Here is a 19,127-nt window from a genome sequence, read left to right on the forward strand (position 1 = left end):
CCTACTCCCTACTCCCTACTCCCTACTCCCCTACTCCCTACTCCCCACAGAAAGAAAAGATAAGCAAATTAAATCTGTGATGGGCATTGGTAGCGAAAAAACTTGCGTATGCTACGCGATCGCATCAATTTACACGCTTGCAAACAATTCCATCAATAGTTACACTTTTTAAAACATTCTCATTTTTGCTTGGCGATGGCTACCCTATAGGGTAAACCTCCCGAAGCGAGTAAGCATTGCCAAAGCGTCCACGCTGTCTGACTTATAAGACTAAGCTGTGTTAACACTCTGGCTCTGGCAATAACAAAAAACAAGAGAGAGTTTTCTGAGTGGCGACTTTCGTTTCTCAGAATCTCAGTAAGAAAATTGCTTTGTAAACTAATTCATCGAGGAGGAGCGTAGTCGATGGGACTACCCTGGTACCGAGTACATACAGTTGTTCTGAATGATCCAGGCCGACTGATTTCTGTACACCTGATGCACACAGCCTTAGTAGCAGGCTGGGCTGGTTCGATGGCACTCTACGAACTAGCTGTTTATGACCCTAGCGATCCGATTCTCAACCCGATGTGGCGACAAGGAATGTTCGTCCTGCCCTTCATGTCACGTTTGGGCGTCACTCAATCTTGGGGTGGTTGGAACGTTACTGGTGGCCCTACAAGTGATCCTGGCTTCTGGTCATTTGAAGGCGTTGCTGCCGCTCACATTGTTCTTTCCGGTCTTTTGTTCCTAGCTGCCGTTTGGCACTGGGTTTACTGGGATTTGGAACTCTTTAGAGATCCCCGCACTGGTGAACCTGCCCTAGACTTGCCAAAAATGTTTGGCATTCACCTATTTTTATCAGGTCTACTTTGTTTTGGGTTTGGTGCTTTTCACCTCACCGGATTATTTGGCCCAGGAATATGGGTTTCTGACGCTTACGGTCTAACTGGCACCGTCCAGGCAGTAGCACCCGAATGGGGACCAGATGGTTTTAACCCATATAACCCTGGTGGTATTGTGGCTCACCACATTGCTGCTGGTGTTGTTGGTATTATTGCAGGCTTATTCCACCTCACAGTTAGACCCCCCGAACGGCTTTACAAAGCCCTGCGGATGGGGAACATTGAAACAGTACTTTCTAGCAGTATTGCAGCGGTCTTCTTCGCCGCCTTCGTTGTTGCTGGTACTATGTGGTACGGTAACGCTGCCACCCCCATCGAATTGTTTGGCCCTACCCGCTACCAATGGGATCAGAGCTACTTCCATGAAGAAATTGAGCGTCGTGTTCAAACTAGCGTTGCTCAAGGTGCAAGCCTCACACAAGCTTGGTCGCAGATTCCAGAAAAACTGGCTTTCTACGATTATGTCGGCAATAGTCCTGCCAAAGGCGGTCTATTCCGTACAGGGCCGATGGTCAAGGGTGATGGTATTGCCCAGTCTTGGCAAGGTCACGCTGTATTCAAAGATTCTGAGGGGCGCGAATTGACCGTGCGTCGTCTCCCCAACTTCTTTGAAACCTTCCCAGTAATATTGACCGACGCAGATGGAATTGTCCGCGCTGACATTCCCTTCCGTCGGGCAGAATCTAAGTATAGCTTTGAGCAATCTGGTGTCACCGTCAGCTTCTATGGTGGCGATCTCAATGGTAAAACCTTTACAGAGCCGGCTGATGTCAAGAAATATGCTCGTAAGGCTCAAGGCGGTGAAATTTTTGAATTTGACCGGGAAACCTTGAACTCTGATGGTGTATTCCGCACTAGTCCTAGAGGTTGGTTTACCTTTGGACACGCCGTATTTGCTCTGCTGTTCTTCTTTGGTCACATCTGGCATGGCGCTCGGACAATCTACCGAGATGTGTTTGCTGGTGTTGATGCGGATCTAGAAGAACAAGTTGAGTGGGGTCTATTCCAGAAAGTGGGTGACAAAACAACCCGCCGGAAAGAAGCCCTTTAATTTCAGTGCTGAGTTATGAGTGCTGAGTTCGGAGTTAAGGCTCTGACTTAGCACTCAGCACTCAGCACTCATAACTTTAATCACTGGCTGGATAGGCAAGGAAATCATAATATGGAAAGCGTTGCGTACATCTTGATTTTTACTTTGTGTATAGGTACTCTATTCTTTGCGATCGCATTTCGCGAACCCCCTCGCTTTGAGAAAAAAGATAAGTAGGTCGCTATTACCAGACTTTTAAGAGCATTTAATGTTAATATCCGTTGCTACCATACTTAGTGGCAACGGATATTATTATATTTGTCATTTGTTAGTTCTAACTACTAAGTAAATAACAAATCATTTTGATATTGTGATATAATTCGCAATCTTGGGAGTTGATATGTGTTAATACTAGCTTTTCTGCGCTAGCATGAAAAAGGATGTTAAGTGTAAATTGCCCATAGAAGCGATCGCACAACACATCACGCTTGTCGTACAACCTTTACGGAGACTAGAACCAGGAAAATATCAGCATGGTCAATCAGAATTTAAGCGCTATAGAAATTGGATTCACTCACGAAGATTTCGCTGCTCTACTTGACAAATACGATTATCATTTTAGCCCTGGGGATGTTGTCCCAGGAACAGTTTTCAGTATAGAGCCGCGCGGCGCTCTGATTGACATTGGTGCTAAAACCGCAGCATATATACCTATACAAGAAATGTCTATTAACCGGGTAGATGCCCCGGAAGAAGTTTTACAATCAAACGAAACACGGGAATTTTTCATTCTTACCGATGAAAATGAAGATGGTCAGTTAACCCTTTCCATTCGCCGTATTGAATATATGAGGGCTTGGGAGCGCGTGCGACAGTTGCAAGCAGAAGATGCGACTGTACGTTCTGGCGTATTTGCAACCAATCGCGGCGGAGCATTGGTAAGAATTGAGGGATTACGTGGTTTTATTCCAGGTTCTCATATTAGCACCCGCAAACCTAAAGAAGAATTGGTAGGAGAAGACCTGCCATTGAAATTCTTAGAGGTGGACGAAGAACGTAACCGCTTAGTTCTATCTCACCGTCGGGCGTTGGTTGAACGTAAGATGAACCGCCTAGAAGTTGGCGAAGTAGTAATTGGTACAGTTCGTGGCATTAAGCCCTACGGTGCTTTCATCGACATTGGCGGCGTCAGTGGTCTACTGCACATTTCTGAAATTTCCCACGAACATATTGATACACCTCATAGCGTGTTCAATGTCAATGATGAAGTGAAAGTGATGATTATTGACTTGGATGCAGAAAGGGGTCGGATTTCCCTATCTACCAAGCAGTTAGAACCCGAACCCGGTGACATGATTAAAAACCGGGATTTGGTCTATGACAAAGCAGAAGAAATGGCTGCTAAGTACCGTGAACAGCTACTAGCTAAACAGCAAGGTGCCAGTGCTGCATCGGCTGCACCGACAGAAGTTGTAGCAGACGAAGATATTCCACCAGCTGCGGAATTTGAAGAAGAAGTTCCACCAGCTGCAGAACTTGAAGAAGATATTCCCCCAGCTGCGGAACTTGAAGAAGAAGTTCCACCAACTGCGGAAATAGAAGAGATTCCAGCAGCTAGGGAAATAGAAGAACAGATTCCCCCAACTGCGGAAATAGAAGAAGAAACTCCTCCAACGGCGGAAATAGAAGAAGAAACTCCCCCAACTGCGGAAATAGAAGAGATTCCAGCAGCTAGGGAAATAGAAGAACAGATTCCCCCAACTGCGGAAATAGAAGAAGAAATTCCACCATCTGCGGAAATACAAGAAGAGATTCCAGCAGCTACGGAAACTGAAGAACAGATTTTAGCAGTTATTGAAGAGTAATACATTTATAGTTTTACTTGTCTTTAAGTAAGGGTATCAAAGCATTGTATAAAGAGGGTTTTCCCTCTTTTTTTATAGGAAAAATGCTGAAAACCCTTGAGAAACAGCAACGTAGTTGCGGATTTCGTACTTTAGGCTGCGTGTTGAAAGATGCCAATCATGCGTTTACGCCTCAGTGACGCAATATTTTCTAATTATCTCCTCTAAATATTCACTAGCGCTAATATTGTTTTTTACAGCTAACTCTTGTACAGAATGCCAAGCTGTATCTGTGAGCATGATTCCTCTTTTCTTTTTTGGTTCATCGTATAAAACCGGAGTATTTTTAATTCTTTTTTTACCTTTACCTGTTGACATATATTAGAACATTCACCTATACTAGATATAGTATAAATAAAACAAGGGGGTGAGTCAAGTTGCTAGTTATAGAATACAAAGTAAAAGCCAAAAAACTTCAATATTTAGCGATTGAGGAGGCTATCAAAACTACTCAATTCATCAGAAATAAATGTTTGAGATATTGGATAGATGCACCCAAAGAAGCAAAAATTGATAGGTTTGCTTTGAATAAGTATTCAACAGAACTACGTAACGAATTTAAATTTGTAGCTAACTTAAACTCTATGGCTGTACAATCATCAGCCGAAAGAACATGGTTAGCAATATCAAGATTTTACGATAACTGCAAGAAGAAGATATCCAGCAAGAAAGGATATCCCAGATTCCAGCATGATAATCGCTCTGTTGAGTACAAGACATCTGGCTGGAAGTTAAACCCAACCAAACGCCGTATTACCATTACTGATAAAAAAGGTATTGGTGAGTTGAAATTGTTAGGTAAATGGGATATCCAAACCTATCTAGTTAAATCAATTAAGCGTGTTAGATTGGTGCGCCGTGCTGATGGCTATTACTGTCAGTTTTGTATTGATGCTGAAGTTAAAGATATTCAACCTGTCACAGGTAATGAAATCGGCTTAGATGTTGGAATTGAAAGTTTTTACACCGATTCTAATGGACATCTTGAAGCTAATCCAAAGTTTTTCAGAAAAGCTGAGAAATCCATTAAACACGCTCAAAGACGCATTTACAAAAAGAAAAAAGGTTCATCAGGACGTAAAAAAACTAGAGCTATATTTGCCAGAAAGCACCTAAGAATAAGTAGGCAACGGAATGAACACGCTAAGAAAATAGCGCGTAACGTGTGCAAGTCTAACGACTTAGTAGCCTATGAAAACCTGCAAGTGCGTAACTTACTTAAAAATCATTGTTTGGCTAAGTCAATTGTTGACGCTAGCTGGTATTTGTTTAGGCAATGGATTGAGTATTTTACTGGTAAATTTGGTAAATTAGCGGTTGCTGTAGCACCACATTACACCTCGCAAAAGTGCAGTAATTGTGGTGTGATTGTGAAAAAATCTCTATCAACTCGCACCCATGTTTGTAGTTGTGGATGCAATTTGCATAGAGATGAAAACGCAGCAATTAACATTTTAAATCTTGCAAGACAAGCTAGGACGGGGCACGTCCAAAGTAACGCTGTAGGACTCGCAACCTCTACTCTTTTAGACGAAAGCCTATTGGAGCAAGTAACGAGGTAGATTACAGAATCCCCGTACCTTTAGGTACGGGGAGTGTCAAATGGAGAATTGTTAGAAGTGAAGAGTTAGGAGTTAAGAATTAGGAATAAAAATTCATAACTCATAACTAAATGAGCGAGGTGAAATATTTTGACAACCATTAAATGTAAAAACATCACTTTTTATAATATACAGGCAATTTTGTTTGACAAAAATGGTACTCTGGAAGACTCAGAAACGTATTTGCGATCGCTCGCACAGAGAGCAGCGAGGTTGATAGACGCGCAAATTCCCGGTATTGGGGAACCGCTATTAATGGCATTTGGCGTTAATGGGAATAGTCTAGATTTAGCAGGTTTAGTTTCAGTGGCGAGTCGCCGCGAAACAGAAGTTGCAGCTGCGGCATATATTGCCGAAACTGGAAAAGGATGGTTTGAGTCTTTAAAAATAGCCCGTCAAGCTTTAGATGAAGCGGAAAAATACATTGGACAAACTCCTTCACCACTGTTTGTTGGTAGCTTAGACTTGTTGAAATATCTCCGAGAAGCGGGTTTAAAACTCGGCATCCTCTCAGCTGCAACAACTAGTGAAGTACGTAATTTTGTAGCCAATCACCAATTAAGTGATTATTTCCAGCTAGAAATGGGAGTGGATGAAGGCCCCAGTAAACCAGATCCAGTGCTATTTTTGCAAGCTTGCCAAGCCTTGGGAGTTGAACCAGGCGCTACATTGATGGTGGGTGATTCAGTTGGTGATATGCAAATGGCACGTGATGCTAAAGCCGCAGGTTGTATTGGTATCACTTGGGTAGGGAAGTCGGATAATGTCCGAGGTGCAGATGTGGTGATTAATCAACTTGATGAAATCCAGATTTTAGAAGATTGATTCAGCTTTCTAACTGAATTTCTTAACCAAAAGACTACTTATCCCAGCCATAGCCAAATATATTGATTAGCTAGCACAATTATATTAATATGTCAAGTTAAAGATGCTAGGATATTAAATACTCTTCATAGTAGCTAAACAAGCCATGCAAAACACAGAAACGACATTAAAACTTCGCCTGTGGACAGTTGAAGAATACCACCGGATGGCTGAGGCTGGGATTTTTGGTGCAGATGAACGAGTAGAACTCCTAGAAGGAAAGATAATTTGGAAGATTGCTAAAGGGACAGCCCATACTTCAGCAGTAGGAAGAACAAATAAGCTACTACAAAACAGACTAGGAAATCGGGCTTGGGTAGCCGTTCAAGACCCAGTAAAGTTAAACGCACGGTCTGAACCAGAACCGGATATTGCTGTCGTTAAAGTAGATCCCCTAGCCTACGCAGACCACCATCCCACTCCCACAGAAGTTTATCTGATTATTGAAGTAGCAGAAAGTAGCCTGAAACTAGATTGTCGAATCAAAGCTCAAGCTTACTCTCAGGCGGGAATTACAGATTATTGGGTGTTAGATGTGGTTGGTCGTCAATTGCACGTCTTTCGAGAACCAACTCAGGATGGCTATCAAAGCAAAGTGATTTTGGCAGAAAATGCGACTATTTCGCCCTTAAGTTTTCCTGATTTGAGCATTGCGGTTTTGGAAATGTTACCGCCTGGAATCACATCACAACTTTAGCTTATTTTAGCATTGGCAATTGACTTAGCTGACGCGCGATCGCATTCTCAAAACTAATGTTAATTTGCAGTAGTAGATTCTTAAATCTATGACTTATGCTGAAATTTTTTCAACAGAAACTTGATACATAATTCGCTCTTTTAACGAATCTCCTGCAACTGCTGCAATAGTTTCCCAATCTTCTTGTTTCAACAACACTGCAAGCAATTCGCGCAGTATCTCTCGATTAGAGATAAACTCTTCGCCATAAAGTTCATCTTTTCCCAAAACAATAAGTATGTGTTCTTTGACTTCTGGTGCAGGTAATCTTAATCTTTGAAGTAATTTCTCTCTTGCAGTTTTTACCGCAATTTTTGTAGCTGTTCCTAAATTCCAATCATTCAGCAGCAACCGCACTTCTCGATTAAGAGAAATACGTAATGTTGTTAAACGTCCCAAAAGTTCGAGGTTAAGCATTAGGTCGCCAAATCCAGAACCCCAATCCAATCCAGCACCAATGTTACCACCGACTTTCTCCTCAGCTTCAACACCTTTTCGCAACCATTCTTCATCAAACAATAAATTTATCGGATTTACTGTGTTTTCTTGATTAAAGGCGCTTTGATTGTAATTAGGTTCTTCCTGACTCATTAACTTAACCTCGCTACCTATTCAGAAGAACGACGAACTCCATACTCAAAATAAACTAGGTCTTCGTAATCTTCATCCTCTCCCAAATCAATCATCCCTTGATTATCATAAAATTCTTCTGCTCCTGGTAGCGAATGCAACCCAACTCTACCCTCATAACCTAGTTCTACACTACGGTTTCTGGCAAATGTTAAGAGTGCAGTACCAACACCTTTTAATTTTGGAGGGCGTTGGATAAATTCCCGGTTCCAAGGCGCGGAAGCAATTCCATCAAGGTATACCAGACGTTTACCTTCACTGAGACGCGAACCGTGCATTTGAGTTTCAATCAGCATTAACCCTTGAGTTTCGCCTTCGTACTCAATTGCATAGCCTTCGCGATTTGGTTGTCTGCTAATAACGAACTGAAGTTTAAACTCCCAGTCCCAAAATTTATCTTCTTGTCCGTACAATCTTAATTGTTCTTTCCACGCGGAGGCATAATCATTGGCGTGCTTCTGCACTAATTCTACTAAATCTGCTTTCACGGCCATGCTATCTTGACCGCGAATTAGTTTTACTTTTGTTCGCATCGCACCAAAATTGTGAGCCAGCACGTTGCGGTGAGCCAGTCCGGTGGACGGGTTCCCCGGCATAAAGGAACTGGCGAACCCGGAGGGAGGTCTCCTCCGTTGTAGCGACTGGCGTGTGCATAGCAGACTTTGATGTTATCAGATAAAGTAAACAAACTGTACCAGACTCAAAGACCGCAAAGGAGAATCGGTATGTCCCAAGTTTCGATTGTTATTCCTACTTTAAATGAAGCAACTATCTTAGGGCGGACATTGCGCCAACTAACTTTACTTAATCCACCTGCTAGGGAAGTGATAATAGTAGATGGTGGCAGCAAAGATCAGACACTAGCGATCGCAAAGCAAGAAGTTGGCGTTGAATCATTCAATAAAACGTTAAATGCACAGGTTCTCTGTTGCAATCAAACTGGGCGTTCTGTTCAGATGAACTATGGAGCATTAAGCGCAACCGGAGACATACTTTGTTTTCTCCATGCAGATACTTCGGTGCCAGATGATTTAATAACCTTGATAGAACAAACCCTAGCAAATCCAACAGTTACTTGTGGGGGATTTATTTCTCTGATGGCAGGATCTCAAACAACTCGTTGGGGCGTTTCCCTACATAATTATCTAAAAACTTACTACGCACCACTACTATTTAAACCTCATCTGTTTTTTAAAGGATTACGCCTTTTGTTTGGAGATCAGGTAATGTTCTGTCGTCGAACCGACTTTTGGGATTGCGGCGGGTTCGATGAGTCATTACCAATTATGGAAGATGGAGATTTATGTCTGAAATTGGTGAAAAAGGGGCGTATCTTTCTCGTGAACCGCACAGTTCAAACCTGCGATCGCCGTGTAATAAAATGGGGTAGCTGGAAAGCAACGGCAATTTACCTCTACATCGGGATTTTGTGGGGGATTGGGGTTGACGCAAACTATCTTAAGCAGTTTTATCAAGACATTCGCTGATTTAAGCTCCAGTCATAGTGAAGATAAGATATCGGCGTTGAAGCAGTCAATGGCAAATCTGCTTTCAAGTAGGAACCGATGTATTCTGGAATTGAAGGAGCAATCTTGCAAAAGTCATGACGATACCACTGGAAGATTTTATTACAGTAGAGCGTTTTGCTTTGGATGTCATAACGGACTTTTTCGGGATTATTGATGAAACGACGAGCATCTTCATCTAACTGCTGAATGATGTGCTCAGGAAAGTAGGCTCCCGGACGCAGTAAAGGACAACCAATTGAAGCACAGACAATTGCAAAATGAATCCGTGGCTCATGCAGCTTGTCTCGCAAAATCTGGTTCTCAATTTGAGCTAGGCTGTAATGATTACCAAAGATTTCATAAGCACGGCGTTGGAAAAACCACAGAAAGGCAAGCCAGTTGGGAAGCCCTAGAATTTGTGGGCGAATTGACTTGAGTGGGTATCGCTCTAAAATAGTTGAAATAGTAAAAGCATTGTAGAGATTAATCCATAACGTCAATTCCTCTAAATAGTCGGAATTGGATTCGAGAGGCAATTGCTTTTTACTCGACAACCAATCATTAAGGACTTGAGGTTGCTCTTTTTTCCAAGCACCATAGTCTACACGACCATGTTGATCGACATATTGACGAAGTAGCCTATCCCAGGGTTCAAAATCAATTAAGTTAGTTGTCACGTCTGTTCGCTCCGAATTCAAAAACTGCTTTAAAACCTCGTTTCCAGTCTTTGACTGGAAATGCACATCATTGGGCTGCTGCCGCGAGTCAGGAAGGCGGAGCCTAAAAGTAGGCATTCCCAGTCAGAGACTGGGAACGAGGCAATGAAGCAATCGCAAAGGTTTGAGATTGCCGCGCGACCCTCGCAATGACATAAGTATTAAGTCGGACATGGTATTATTGCGTAACGTAGAGTAATTTAATTTTTGCACGTCAATGCAACTAAGGTGCACGTCAATGCATCAAAGGTGCACGTCGATGCAACTAAGGTGCACGTCGATGCATCAAAGGTGCACGTCGATGCATCAAAGGTGCACGTCGATGCATCAAAGGTGCACGTCGATGCATCAAAGGTGCAGGTCGATGTATCTAAGGTGCAGGTCGATGCATCTAAGGTGCAGGTCGATGTATCTAAGGTGCACGTCGATGCATCTAAGGTGTAAGTTAAAATACTTATATGTACACTGTACACCGAAGCTTTAGCAAGGAGAAGGGAGATAAAATACAGCTTTATTGGTGTGAGATTAAGCTGTATTTTACTAGATTAGGAAACGCTATAACTACTTTGACTGCAACTAAAATCTGAAGGTTGTGCGGATACCTCCGACGTATATAGTATCGTTATTATCGTTATGTTCGGGATTGGTAATCACAATTACACCAGGGGTAATTGCAATGTTGTCAGTAATTTGGTAACGATACAAAGCTTCTATGTGAAAAGAGGTATTATCGTCTTCGTTAGCACTGATGCTGTTATTAACGACTTTAGGAGGAATGCCAAAGATAATCGCACCTAAATTTCCTCGCTTACCTAAGTCAGGAAAAGCTAAGTTAACTGCAAAGTTGAAGATATCTGCATTATCATCGCTAACCTGAGAGTTAGCAAAGGTATATTCTGCCCAACCTGAAAGCACGACTCGCGGATTTAGTTGAATGCTAGTACCCAACTGCACAGAGTCCGTTGATGTAGCAACATTGCCAAAGGGTTGAGTGGCATTGCCACTACCAGTAGTGAAAGTCAGGTTCACGCCACTTTGACTGGTTTCACTAAAGTAGGAGCGAGCGTAAATTATGCCAAAGTCAATACCTTTTTTAGGACTATAAACTAACTGCGCCAAAGCACTATAGTTACCGTTAAAAAACCCGTTACCTGATACGGGGGAGGCGCTATCTGGAGCCATATAACCTAAAGTTAAGTTGAAATTGTCGTTAAACTTATGGGCTACTGTTGCTCCTGCCCCAAAAGCTCGGTAAATTGGGCTATATCGTCCAAACCGAGAGAAACTACCATTACCGCTACCTTCTAATAGTGGGTTAAGAGTGTAGATGATGTCACTCAGTTCTGTGTTGAAAGCAGAAACAGTGACAGAGGTTTGCTTACCTGCTGGGAAGCGATAGTAAATGTAATCTACCTCTACATTATTCCTACTATCACCATCAATGGATAAGCGGGTCATCCGTGTCCCTGTAACATTGTTATTAAACGGCGTAATGTTTCTACCTTGCAAGCGAATACGCAAGCGATCTTTACCACTGAAGCTGGTATCAAAAGCCAGTCGCACGCGATCGCCCAGGATGATATTCTCATTTAAGTCGGGGTTGTTATCTGGATTATCGTCTGTATCAGCTGTTGTATTGCCAAATACGCCCCCAAGGAAAAAGATAGCTTCGCCAACAAGTTTGGTAGTAGTAGAAAACTGATTTGCTTCCAGTTGTGCTGTACTAACTTCGAGAGCATCGACTCGGCCCCGTAAGGTGGCAAGTTCAGATCCAAATTCTGACTGTAACTGTTGCAGTGTAGCTAAATCTGCTTTGCTCACTCGGTCAGATGTAGTAGTGGCAATTAGCTCATTAACGCGATCTAGACACGCATTTAAGCCAGCAGCAAATTCGTAACGAGTCAGCGCTCGATTACCACGATAGCTACTGTTTGGATATCCAGCAATGCAACCATAGCGCTCAACTAAAGATTGTAGTGCTTGGAATGCCCAATCTGTAGGTTGAACATCAGAAAGCTGAGAAACTGAAGTTACCTGCGCGATGGATTTAGGTGTGGAAGGAGTTTGGCGGTGTTGATTGAGCTGCTTTAAAGTGCTGGATGTTTGGGAATCAGTAGTTGGTATCTGAGCTATTAAAACATTGCGAGCTTGGATTAGATTCGACTCTAGAGCAGCTTTGTGGAGCGATCGTTTGTCAATTGCTAAATCTGCTGCCAAGCTTTTGTTAGCTGTTAATAGAGTAGCACTAAGTAAAGCAAAACTTACCTTTAAAGCATTGCAAGCAGCCTTTGACATTTTTGTTTCCTCACACCAAATTTACTGTCATCTCTAGGATTTCTGACATTAACTTAGTCCGCAAATTTTCCTAGATGTATGAGATCAAAAGCTATAGCCAAAGTAGAATCGTTGCATTAAGGTTAGATTAAATCTGATTAACTACCGCTTTAACTTTTGAAAATTAAAGCTTTGTTGTACTCCAATACGCTTGAGTTAAGATCCCCCCGCCTGCGGCGACCCCCTTTTTAAGGGGGTAAAAGAGATATGAGCAAGCCTTTTTAAGGGGAGCCACTGCGGTCTTCTCCCCTTGGGAGACGCTAAAAGCGATAGCGAAGCGGTAGCGAGTCATCGAGCGGCTGGGGTCTCCCCAAGTGAAGCAAGTGGCGTGGGTTGGGGGGATCTCCGAACACTAAATATCATTAACCCAAGCGTATTGCGTTATACTCAACCGCCTGATTGTCCTCAAAGGATATGAAGTAATAAGAGTTTTAGAGAGTTCTTGTATAAATCTTATAAGTGTGGCGCGATCGCTCGGATATGAAGCACTATTCTTTACCTACGCTTAACCTCATCTCTCCCTTAACACAACCTGTTTTTACTAATATTCATGACTATTACCAATTTTCGGTATCTCATGATAAATTTCAAACGGCAGAGATATCTCCTCCTTAGTCTGCTGATGGCAGCAGTAATACTTATAGTCAGTATCGAGCCAATTAGAGCTCAACTTACTAGTCCTGTTGGTTCTCTTCCTGGTGGTGCATCCATACTACCCACAGGTTTAGTTATTACACCTACAGCCGCTCCCGGCTCGACTTTTATCCGCCTAGCTACAGGTTTGCGGTCAGATACTAATGCTGACGCAGCCGAAGCTGTAACTACTACCTTAAGTCCCGACGGCAAAACCCTGCTTGTCTTAACTAGCGGACATAACCTGGGTTTCAAAAACGAAACCACGGGAGAGGATATTACCTACTCAATCCTTGACTCTAGCACTGGTAAACCCACTAGCGACAAGACAACTAACGCAGAGTGGGTATTTGTCTTTGATGTCAGCAGTGGCACTCCAGTTAAGAAACAACAGATTAATATCCCTAGAACTTATGTTGGCTTAACTTGGGCAAAAGACAGTAACCGATTTTATATCTCAGGTGGGCTAGACGATCGCGTTTATGTTTATAAATTTGATAATAGTAAATACGTTCCAGACGCTCCCTTCATTTTGCTCAAACACGCTGGCGGTTTGTTAAGCGGTACTCCAGCTAAAGATTACGATACCAGTCCAATCGTGTCAGGCGTTGCCGTAAGTCGAGATGGTAAGACTTTGGTGGCTGCTAATATCGAAAATGACTCAATAACCATTGTTGATACTGCTACCCGTCAAGTTACCCGCGAGGTGAAGCTGTTTGTTCCCGGTAAGCAGGTAGCAACTGGAGAATTCCCCTTTGGCGTTGCCATTAAGAACGCGAAAAATGGTGCAGCCGCCAAAGCTTTTGTTAGTAGTCTGCGCGATGATGAAGTGTTAGCTGTGGATATTGTAACCGGTGCGATCGCTCGAATTCCAGTCGGCGGACAACCCAACAACATCCTACTCTCGGCGGACGAAAGCTTGCTATTTGTCGCCAATGGTAACAGCGACTCGGTATCTGTTATTGATACTAATAGTAATAGTGTCGTGAAAACCATTTCTCTGTCTCGACCGAGCGATAAGTACAAAGGGGCAAATCCCAACTCCTTAGCTCTGAGTCCAGACGAACGCACACTTTATGTTACCTTGGGTGGTGAGAATGCTGTTGCTGTTGTGAACTTGCAATCTAGCCAAGTAAGTGGACGTATCCCCACTGGTTGGTATCCCAATTCTGTAAGTGTCAGTCAAGACGGGCAAAAGCTGTATGTTGTCAACGCCAAAAGCACTGCTGGCCCCAATCCTTCAGCTGGTCGAACAACAGTAACCGGACAAGCACGTAACACCACTTTTAGAGATGAGTACATCTATGCTCTAGAAAAAGCTGGACTCTCAATTATTCCAGTACCAAAGGGGAATACTTTAGCTACACTTTCCAATCAGGTAGATAAAAACAACGGTTTTTACAATCGCCGTCCTGACCGGATAATGAGATTTCTTCAGAACAAGATTAAGTACATCGTCTATGTGATTAAAGAAAATCGCACCTATGACCAAGTACTCGGTGATTTACCTATTGGCAATGGCGATCCCCAATTAACTGTATTTCCCCAAGCAATTTCTCCTAACCATCATCAGTTGGCACTTGATTATGTGACGCTCGATAACTTCTACGATAGCGGGGAAGTGAGCGGTAACGGCTGGGGCTGGTCTACTTTTGGGCGAGTCACAGACCATACAGAGAAAAGCGTTGCAGTTAGCTATGGCAACGGCGGTTTTTCTTATGACTATGAGGGACAAAACCGTAACGTCATTCTTACTTTGCCCCAAACTAACGCTGCTCCCACACAGTTAAATACTCGATTGACAGGGGTGTTAGACCCAACGGGCAACTCCTCGATTCTACCGGGAGATGTAGATATTAGTGCGCCAGAGGGAGCCAACGATTTAAAACCAGGAACAGTTGGCGGTTATCTTTGGGATGCGGCACTCCGAGCTGGCAAAACTGTACGTAACTACGGTTGCGTAACCGATCTTTCCTTCTATGGCAGTGGTCAAAGCGATCCAACTAAGGCAGACCCAAATAATCCTTTGTATATCCCTGTTTCCCCCACAGCATATCCCAATATTCCGCAAAGTCCAGGTACAAAACCATCGCTGTTAGGAAATACTGACACTTACTTTCGGGGATATGACCAGAAGCAAAGCGATATTTATTCATTCAATGAGTGGCGACGCGACTGGGAAGATTACATCAAGAAGCAGGGAGAACCACCTAATTTAACAATGATTGCCCTGGATCACGATCATTTTGGTGCTTTTGGCAATGCTTTGGCAGGATTGAATACGCCGGAATTGCAAATGGCTGATAATGATTATGCGCTAGGCTTGTTAGTAGAAACGATTTCCAAGTCTCCTTATGGGAAAGAGACAGCCATTTTTGTCTTGGAAGATGATGCCCAGGATGGGCCAGATCATGTTGATGCTAGTCGCTCTCTAGGCTATGTCATTTCACCCTACACCAAGCGCAAAACCTTGGTTAGCAATAACTACAACACCGTCACGATGATCCGAACGATGGAGGATTTGTTAAACATTGGCTATCTGGGGATGAATGATGCTAATGCCCAGCCAATGTCAGATGTCTTCACTCGGAACCCAAACTTTACACCTTATAATGCGATCGTGCCGGGTAATTTGTGTAAAGCTCCGGTGGATTCCAAACTTGTACCAGCTTGTCAAAATCCCAATGTAGTCAAAACGGCAGCTATTCCCTCCCAGCATGATCAGCAGTGGTGGGTACAAGCAACCAAAGATTTCTACTTTGAAGTTGAAGATAAGCTCGATACAGATGCCTTTAACCACGTTCTTTGGGCGGGAGTTAAGGGCGATCGCGTTCCTTATCCAACCGATCGCAACAATGCAGATTTACGTCAACATCGTCCCCAATTACTCGAAAAATGGGGCAATTTAAACGCTTCTCTTCCTTAAAAGGTAGTTGAAGAAAATAGCGATCGCTTCCTTTGATAAACCTCAGCAGTTAGAGAAATGCCATACTATAGCTTGGGATGCGATCGCTATTTTCTGAGCCTGTTCAAAAGCGGCGAGGGGGATTCCTCCTGCCTCCTGCCTCCTTAAAAAATATCCCCCAAACAGCGATCGCACTGCAACCGCTTTGAACTGGTAGATGTTGGTTTTTTAGTTGTTAGAGACGATACAAAGAGACCCCACGAGGAACTGGTTCAAGATTTGTTGTCAATCGTACATTGCTTTTCCAGTCGTTTATAGGACTATGATTTGATTTCTGAAAAAACTCCGTACAGATCAAAGAGCATTCTTTCCCGTTGCCTCTTGCCTCTTGCCTCTTGCCTCTTGCCTGCCTACCCAGATAAGTTCAAAAATCAAATCGGATTGCTATATATGGATTACGCAAATACAAGGAAAAAGTAAAATTAATTGCTCAAGGTGTTGATCCTTGTTCCAAGTAGTGTATGCTTCAAGCAAACAAGTTTGCAGAAGTTTAGTTATGTTTGCCGTCCGTCGAGAGTTAAAACTAAATAATGTTGAAACTTCCTTGATGCGCGGCAATGCTGGTTTTAAGCGGTTTGTTTACAACTTTGGGTTAGGACTACTAACTGCATCTTGGAGTTTCGAGAATATAAAAGCTTCTGACTCGAAGCGCATTGATGCTATCAAAAAAGTATTCACCCAAGTCACGATGCAAAGACCTGAATATACGTGGATGAAATTGTATCCATCCACAGTGTATCAATCAGCATTTATTGACTTGAAGGATGCTTTTTCGAGGTGGCGCAAAGGGTTAGGAAAGTTCCCAAAGAAGAAGTCTAAGAAAAAAGGTGATTCATTCACCTTGTACAAAACTGCTGGTATCTATCTAGAAAAAGGTCAGCCAGCACTGCTGTTTACTAACCGAGTTGTAATCAATCCCGGCAAGTTAATAAGATTGCCAGAAGTAGCCGACTGCCTTGGTTGACATGGGAAGAAAACATTAAATTTATTTAATTAGTATTAAGTAAGTTTGAGTAAGTTTTTTGAAGCAGAATAACTAAGAACCACAACTATATATGAACTTCCGTGAAGAGTTTAAACTGCTGCTACGCGCCCGCTATCCCTTAATTTATATTCCCACCTATGAAGAAGAGCGGGTAGAAGCAGCTATCCGGGAAGAAGCAACTAATCAGGGTAATCGCCCAGTGTATACTTGGGATTTTGTTGATGGCTACCAGGGAAACCCCAACGATGCTGGGTTTGGGCGGCGTAACCCGTTGCAAGCTTTAGAATTTATCGAAAAATTACCAGCTTCCGCACCTGCGGTATTGATTCTCCGAGATTATCATCGCTTTTTAGATGATGTAGCGATCGCTCGCAAACTCCGCAACCTCGCCCGACTCCTGAAGTCGCAACCAAAAAATATTGTCCTATTGTCGCCACGCGTCGCCATTCCTGACGACTTAAGCGAAGTGTTGACAGTCGTCGAGTTTCCCTTACCCGCCGCCCCAGAAATTAAAATTGAGGTAGAACGCTTACTGCAAAGCACTAGTAACTCCCTTTCTGGCAAAGTTTTAGATGACTTAGTGCTATCTTGTCAAGGACTTTCGATGGAACGGATTCGCCGAGTTTTGGCAAAAGCGATCGCTACCCACGGTGAACTGCAACCAGAAGACGTGGATCTCGTTTTGGAAGAAAAGCGCCAAACGATCCGCCAAACCCAAATTCTGGACTTCTACCCCGCCACTGAGCAAATTTCTGATATTGGCGGACTTGATAACCTCAAAGACTGGCTGATCCGTCGGGGAGGCTCCTTTACTGAAAAGGCGCGACAGTACGGATTACCACACCCTCGTGGTTTAATGTTGGTGGGCATTCAGGGAACTGGTAAATCGTTAACGGCAAAAGCGATCGCTCATCACTGGCATTTACCCTTGCTACGTCTGGATGTGGGAAGGTTATTTGGTGGTTTAGTGGGTGAATCAGAATCTCGCACTCGCCAAATGATCCAAGTGGCTGAAGCCCTCGCTCCCTGTATTTTGTGGATTGATGAAATAGATAAAGCCTTTGCCGGAGTTGGTAGCAAAGGTGATGCTGGAACAGCCAGCCGGGTGTTTGGCACATTTATTAATTGGCTAGCCGAAAAAACCTCACCCGTGTTTGTCGTCGCCACCGCTAACGACATCCAAGCCTTACCGCCGGAAATGCTCCGCAAAGGGCGATTTGATGAAATTTTCTTTGTGGGTTTGCCCACCCAAGAAGAAAGAAAAGCAATTTATGATGTTCATTTATCTCGATTGCGCCCCCATAACTTGAAAAGCTATGACATCGAAAGGTTAGCTTATGAGACACCCGATTTTTCTGGGGCAGAGATTGAGCAAACTTTAATTGAAGCGATGCATATTGGATTTAGCCAAAACCGCGACTTTGCAACAGATGACGTTTTAGAAGCAGCTAGTCAGATCATACCCTTGGCACGAACTGCCGTAGAACAAATTCAGCAACTTCAAGAATGGGCGGCGGCGGGGAGAGCGCGTTTGGCATCGAAACACAGTCCTTTGAAGGATACGTTTGATAAGCTACGCTAACGTATTCAGAGGCAGCTACAATAATGAGTTAATCAATGGTCATTCGATTTTAGATTTTAGATTTTAGATTTTGGATTGACCCCACGGATAAATTCGGGGGCTTGAGGATTTTAGATTTTGGATTGATTCCACGGATAAATCCGGGGGCTTGTACCATCAAGAAATTCTTGGTCAACAGTTAATCATGAATTACTATTGACTATTGACTATTGGTGATCAGGTTTTAATTATGTTGTCTGGCTTAACAAAATTTATACTTGGGGTTTTCTTAGCGATCGCCGTCTTAATTGGTAGCGGCCTTGCAATTGCACTCTATTTCATAAATCGCACCGGCATACCCCCAGCCAAGCCCGTTTTTTCCAATGATAGCCTCTCGGTAAAAAAAGCCCAAGCTCCAAAAGCAACCCAGCCTGGAGAAGCTAAGTCCACCCTTACACCTGGGACGAATACGGAATCGTCTCCAACCTCAACCTCCACTCCCACAGAATCACCTAAGACTACCCCATCACCAAAGCCATTGCCATCGGGAGCTTACCGAGGGCGTGTTAGTTGGGCTGAAGGCTTGAGTTTGCGATCGCAACCTAATCAAGAAGCTGAACGTATTGGTGGGGTTGGTTTTAATCAAAAAATTATTATCTTGGAAGAAAGCGAGGACAAATCCTGGCAAAAGATCCGTTTGGAAGATAGCGAACAAGAAGGTTGGGTAAAAGCAGGCAATACTGAAAAAGTTGCTGAATAATAGCCTAAAAAATCAG

The 19,127-nt window shown here is 43.2% G+C and carries 16 protein-coding genes and 1 pseudogene; 12 read left to right on the forward strand and 5 right to left on the reverse strand.

Annotated elements, in window-relative coordinates; genetic code table 11:
- Nucleotides 1-405 precede the first annotated feature (405 nt).
- The 3 genes and pseudogenes from psbB to F8S12_RS02855 all read left to right on the forward strand — a co-directional run.
- Nucleotides 406-1,935: a photosystem II chlorophyll-binding protein CP47 gene (gene psbB / locus F8S12_RS02845; RefSeq protein ID WP_196514710.1), complete on the forward strand. Its 1,530-nt coding sequence runs from the start codon at nt 406-408 to the stop codon at nt 1,933-1,935.
- Nucleotides 1,936-2,046: 111 nt separating this feature from the next.
- Nucleotides 2,047-2,151, forward strand: coding sequence for a photosystem II reaction center protein T (locus tag F8S12_RS02850; RefSeq protein WP_196514711.1), 105 nt, complete (start codon nt 2,047-2,049; stop codon nt 2,149-2,151).
- A 296-nt stretch (nt 2,152-2,447) separates the two neighbouring features.
- A pseudogene (locus F8S12_RS02855) lies at nt 2,448-3,536 on the forward strand (30S ribosomal protein S1); the annotation flags it as partial.
- 408 nt (nt 3,537-3,944) lie between these two features.
- On the opposite strand, the gene F8S12_RS02860 reads toward F8S12_RS02855, so the two are convergent.
- Entirely contained in the window at nt 3,945-4,136 is a 192-nt protein-coding gene (locus F8S12_RS02860) for a hypothetical protein (RefSeq protein WP_196514713.1), read from the reverse strand.
- A 59-nt stretch (nt 4,137-4,195) separates the two neighbouring features.
- Here F8S12_RS02860 and F8S12_RS02865 point away from each other — a divergent pair, with 59 nt between their 5' ends.
- From F8S12_RS02865 to F8S12_RS02875, 3 genes are all read left to right on the forward strand, one after another.
- On the forward strand, nt 4,196-5,380 hold the full coding sequence (locus tag F8S12_RS02865) for an RNA-guided endonuclease InsQ/TnpB family protein (RefSeq protein WP_196514714.1): 1,185 nt from the start codon (nt 4,196-4,198) through the stop codon (nt 5,378-5,380).
- 129 nt (nt 5,381-5,509) lie between these two features.
- On the forward strand, nt 5,510-6,244 hold the full coding sequence (locus F8S12_RS02870) for an HAD family hydrolase (RefSeq protein WP_196514715.1): 735 nt from the start codon (nt 5,510-5,512) through the stop codon (nt 6,242-6,244).
- Nucleotides 6,245-6,389: 145 nt separating this feature from the next.
- Nucleotides 6,390-6,980 (forward strand): Uma2 family endonuclease, encoded by a 591-nt coding sequence (locus tag F8S12_RS02875; RefSeq protein WP_196514716.1) that lies wholly within the window; start codon nt 6,390-6,392, stop codon nt 6,978-6,980.
- 93 nt (nt 6,981-7,073) lie between these two features.
- Here F8S12_RS02875 and F8S12_RS02880 read toward each other — a convergent pair whose 3' ends face one another.
- On the reverse strand, nt 7,074-7,610 hold the full coding sequence (locus tag F8S12_RS02880) for a hypothetical protein (RefSeq protein WP_196514717.1): 537 nt from the start codon (nt 7,608-7,610) through the stop codon (nt 7,074-7,076).
- Between the two features lie 17 nt (nt 7,611-7,627).
- Nucleotides 7,628-8,182 (reverse strand): GNAT family N-acetyltransferase, encoded by a 555-nt coding sequence (locus F8S12_RS02885; RefSeq protein WP_196514731.1) that lies wholly within the window; start codon nt 8,180-8,182, stop codon nt 7,628-7,630.
- Nucleotides 8,183-8,374: 192 nt separating this feature from the next.
- On the opposite strand from F8S12_RS02885, the gene F8S12_RS02890 reads away from it, so the two are divergent.
- Nucleotides 8,375-9,136, forward strand: a complete 762-nt coding sequence (locus tag F8S12_RS02890) for a TIGR04283 family arsenosugar biosynthesis glycosyltransferase (RefSeq protein WP_196514718.1) — start codon at nt 8,375-8,377, stop codon at nt 9,134-9,136.
- On the opposite strand, the gene F8S12_RS02895 is transcribed toward F8S12_RS02890, so the two are convergent.
- On the reverse strand, nt 9,121-9,834 hold the full coding sequence (locus F8S12_RS02895) for a DUF547 domain-containing protein (RefSeq protein ID WP_331001337.1): 714 nt from the start codon (nt 9,832-9,834) through the stop codon (nt 9,121-9,123). The genes F8S12_RS02890 and F8S12_RS02895 overlap by 16 nt on opposite strands.
- A 246-nt stretch (nt 9,835-10,080) precedes the next feature.
- Here F8S12_RS02895 and F8S12_RS02900 point away from each other — a divergent pair, with 246 nt between their 5' ends.
- Entirely contained in the window at nt 10,081-10,317 is a 237-nt protein-coding gene (locus tag F8S12_RS02900) for a hypothetical protein (RefSeq protein WP_196514720.1), read from the forward strand.
- A gap of 132 nt (nt 10,318-10,449) precedes the next feature.
- Here F8S12_RS02900 and F8S12_RS02905 read toward each other — a convergent pair whose 3' ends face one another.
- Nucleotides 10,450-12,168: an iron uptake porin gene (locus tag F8S12_RS02905; RefSeq protein ID WP_196514721.1), complete on the reverse strand. Its 1,719-nt coding sequence runs from the start codon at nt 12,166-12,168 to the stop codon at nt 10,450-10,452.
- Nucleotides 12,169-12,757: 589 nt separating this feature from the next.
- Here F8S12_RS02905 and F8S12_RS02910 point away from each other — a divergent pair.
- From F8S12_RS02910 to F8S12_RS02925, 4 genes are all read left to right on the forward strand, one after another.
- Nucleotides 12,758-15,766, forward strand: a complete 3,009-nt coding sequence (locus tag F8S12_RS02910; protein ID WP_230967748.1) for a bifunctional YncE family protein/alkaline phosphatase family protein — start codon at nt 12,758-12,760, stop codon at nt 15,764-15,766.
- Between the two features lie 535 nt (nt 15,767-16,301).
- Nucleotides 16,302-16,769 carry a hypothetical protein gene (locus tag F8S12_RS02915; RefSeq protein ID WP_196514722.1) on the forward strand — a complete coding sequence of 156 codons (468 nt, stop codon included), beginning with the start codon at nt 16,302-16,304 and terminating at the stop codon, nt 16,767-16,769.
- A gap of 91 nt (nt 16,770-16,860) precedes the next feature.
- Nucleotides 16,861-18,372 (forward strand): AAA family ATPase, encoded by a 1,512-nt coding sequence (locus F8S12_RS02920; RefSeq protein WP_196514723.1) that lies wholly within the window; start codon nt 16,861-16,863, stop codon nt 18,370-18,372.
- Between the two features lie 229 nt (nt 18,373-18,601).
- On the forward strand, nt 18,602-19,111 hold the full coding sequence (locus F8S12_RS02925; protein WP_196514733.1) for an SH3 domain-containing protein: 510 nt from the start codon (nt 18,602-18,604) through the stop codon (nt 19,109-19,111).
- Nucleotides 19,112-19,127: the final 16 nt, after the last annotated feature.

Source organism: Nostoc sp. WHI (assembly GCF_015714725.1).
Taxonomy (GTDB): Bacteria; Cyanobacteriota; Cyanobacteriia; order Cyanobacteriales; family Nostocaceae; genus Nostoc.

Excerpts from the sequence above, each read along its gene's own strand:
- F8S12_RS02880 (WP_196514717.1), bottom strand. The coding sequence starts at position 7,610 with ATGAGTCAGGAAGAACCTAATTACAATCAAAGCGCCTTTAATCAAGAA.
- F8S12_RS02915 (WP_196514722.1), top strand. The coding sequence starts at position 16,302 with ATGTTTGCCGTCCGTCGAGAGTTAAAACTAAATAATGTTGAAACTTCC.
- F8S12_RS02910 (WP_230967748.1), top strand. The coding sequence starts at position 12,758 with ATGACTATTACCAATTTTCGGTATCTCATGATAAATTTCAAACGGCAG.
- F8S12_RS02850 (WP_196514711.1), top strand. The coding sequence starts at position 2,047 with ATGGAAAGCGTTGCGTACATCTTGATTTTTACTTTGTGTATAGGTACT.
- psbB (WP_196514710.1), top strand. The coding sequence starts at position 406 with ATGGGACTACCCTGGTACCGAGTACATACAGTTGTTCTGAATGATCCA.
- F8S12_RS02920 (WP_196514723.1), top strand. The coding sequence starts at position 16,861 with ATGAACTTCCGTGAAGAGTTTAAACTGCTGCTACGCGCCCGCTATCCC.
- F8S12_RS02890 (WP_196514718.1), top strand. The coding sequence starts at position 8,375 with ATGTCCCAAGTTTCGATTGTTATTCCTACTTTAAATGAAGCAACTATC.
- F8S12_RS02905 (WP_196514721.1), bottom strand. The coding sequence starts at position 12,168 with ATGTCAAAGGCTGCTTGCAATGCTTTAAAGGTAAGTTTTGCTTTACTT.
- F8S12_RS02885 (WP_196514731.1), bottom strand. The coding sequence starts at position 8,182 with ATGCGAACAAAAGTAAAACTAATTCGCGGTCAAGATAGCATGGCCGTG.
- F8S12_RS02925 (WP_196514733.1), top strand. The coding sequence starts at position 18,602 with ATGTTGTCTGGCTTAACAAAATTTATACTTGGGGTTTTCTTAGCGATC.
- F8S12_RS02860 (WP_196514713.1), bottom strand. The coding sequence starts at position 4,136 with ATGTCAACAGGTAAAGGTAAAAAAAGAATTAAAAATACTCCGGTTTTA.
- F8S12_RS02875 (WP_196514716.1), top strand. The coding sequence starts at position 6,390 with ATGCAAAACACAGAAACGACATTAAAACTTCGCCTGTGGACAGTTGAA.